Raw genomic sequence first — 2,571 nt, forward strand, 5'->3', positions numbered from 1 at the left:
CCGCCACATCCCACTCGGCGCCCAAGTCGATCACAACCCACTGATTCGTCGCCTGATTGTTCGCCGTATTCCAATACGAGCTAGAGCTATACGCGTTCAACACATTCGCGGCCGCGTAAGTCGAAGAAGTCGAATACACACTCGACGCCGCCACCACCAAACCCCCAACGCGGTCCCACGCCACATCAACAAGACCAGTCGAAGCCTCCGAGGAGAACCCGGCCACTAGGCTAGGCGCCCCCGACGCCACCGGCGTGACCGCCTCCCAGGCGGCCCACTCCGTCACGCCGCTCGCGTCCGCAAGTTTCGCCTCAATGTACTGGATCGGCTTCGTCGTGTCGCCGGTGATCTGAACAGAGTTGCCGGTGCCCGCAACCTGGCCGTTGACGTACCAAGTCACCGTCACGGACAGGCCGTCTGTGTGACCTGGCGTAACCGCGAAAGTCGCCACAGCGGCATCGTGCACCGTCACTGTGGAGCCCACCGCCGGGGTGGCGGACACTATGGTCGGCCGGCTTGCAGGGGCTGCCGCGGCGACAACGTGGTAGGCGACCGTCTGGCGGCCGGCCGCGTTCGTCACCAACGCCCCCACCGCGTTGGGGCCAAGGTGGGTCAACGCCGCCTGGGCGGTCGGCCCGGTCCCGTCGTCGAAATCCCCGTCCGCGTCCGCGTCCCAAGCGACCGTGCTGCCCGCCGCAGTCGCCGCAGTCACCGTTACCGATCCGCCGACAGCCCCTTCGGCCGGGCCGTTCAAAGCCACCGCCGGGTACGTGTCCAAGCCCGCCGCCGCCAAAGCCGCGTCCAAATCGGCGGCGATGCCGTCAAACACAGCCGCCGCGCCCTCATACGCCGACGCGAGAGCCGACCCGACGGCCGAAGCCTCCGCGTCCAAGTCCGCCAACGACACATGCGGGGCCGCCAACCACTCCTCGTCCACAACCGCCTGCGCGAACTGCTGACGTTGGGCGTCGCTGAAACCGTAGCCGTCCAACACGGCCAACTCGGCTGCGGTCAGGGAACCCCCGGCCTTCAGCCGCTCATGCACCTCGGTCAACGCCGCCGCCAGCTCCGGCGTGGTCCAGCCGCCCAGCGACTGCTCCAAAGCCAGCAACTCCTGGCGGGCGTCCGCCTGCGCCTCAAGCCCGGCCACCGCCTGGCGGGCGTAAGCCGCGGCCGCCTTGGCCTGCGCCGAGGCCGCCGCCGCGTCCGAGGCCTGCTGTGCCCCCTGATACTTCTCCAAGGCGTGCAAGAACGCCTCCGCCGCCACGCCCTCAGACCACTGGGAGTGATACAACTCCTCGAAAACCCTTTGCAGCTCGGTGCCCTCGCCGGACCCGAAACCGTCAACCGCGCCCAACGCCACCGGCGCTGTGTAATCCTGATCCGGCGGATCCGCCTCAATGCCCCTATACACCTGGGCCTGAAACTCCCCGAATTTCTCGGGAACCTCGGTGGCGCCCGGCATGCCGGTGACGCTCGGCATCTGCGAGATCGCATGCACGCAAACGAACGCCGCCACGGAGGGCAGCTTGCTGCACAATGCCCATTCGGCCAATGCCTGGATCACGGCTTCCGGGCCGTCGTAAATGGTGGGGAGTCCCGCCTCGCCGTACAGGATCCAGAACCACCCCCAGGCCGCCGAGGCGTTCTCGTAATACTCGGCCTGTTCACCTGCTCTGGCCTTGGCGGCTTCGATCGCCGCGATGTTGGCCAGCGAGGGCGGGTTCAATGGATCGACACCCGTGACCGTGAACGCCGAACTGAGAATTGAGTCCACGCCCGGGTTGAACTCCTCGTCCAGGCAAACGTCCTCCACAATGTCGTAGTCTCCGGGGGGAATGTTCCCTCCCGGCTGGGTGTAGCCGATTGTCAGCATTCCGAATGCATAACCCATCTGCGAGGATGTGACCCTGTTCGGCGTCCCCGTCACATCCGTCAGGGAGCCCGCGCCGGAGACGCTGCCGTGCGGCACCACGTAGAGGTCGGAGACCGGGAGGATCCCGTCGCAGCCCGGCGTCAGTTGGCCGGTCATGATCCAGACTTCCTCGGCCGGGCCGTACACAGTCTTCTCCAGGAAGAACTTGCTCGCGTCGGCGGAGCTTTGCTGGGCGGGCAACACCAGGGCGGCCACGCCGAGCGCGGCGGCCGTGACGGCCGCGCCGCCTCTGATCAGCCAACGCCGCGCGCGTGACCGCCCCGCCAAGACGGGTGGTTCCAGATTGGCATTAGCCAAAGGACGGCTATCTGGCTTACGGGACTGGGGACGGAACAATATGCGCATGACCGTGGCACCTTCGGAATATCGATCGGGCGGAGCCGCCCAATAATCGGGGCGGCGCTGCTGTGGGCTAGCAGATTAGCGCCACGGTATCAGCGACCGCTAACAGCGGTCAAACGCAACCAATGAAATCACCTAATTCGGCCAGTCCTCCAGTCGGTCTGGTTGATTTGGTCAGCCCAGAGTTTCCCGATGCCGTCTGGCCCGCCCCGAACGCACCAACACGGCGCCCAGCCCCAACAGCAAGGCGGCGGCTCCGGCGATCCCGCCCGCCGCGCCGGGGCCCGTGATCG

At 66.8% G+C, this 2,571-nt stretch carries 1 protein-coding gene; it reads right to left on the bottom strand.

Translation table 11 applies throughout. The features are described from left to right. Positions 1–2,233 (bottom strand): hypothetical protein (locus LBC97_12020; protein ID MDR2566754.1); only part of this gene is annotated, 2,233 nt, incomplete at its 3' end. Between the last annotated feature and the right edge of the window lie 338 nt (positions 2,234–2,571).

The sequence above is a fragment of the Bifidobacteriaceae bacterium genome, assembly GCA_031281585.1.
Taxonomy (GTDB): Bacteria; Actinomycetota; Actinomycetes; order Actinomycetales; family WQXJ01; genus JAIRTF01.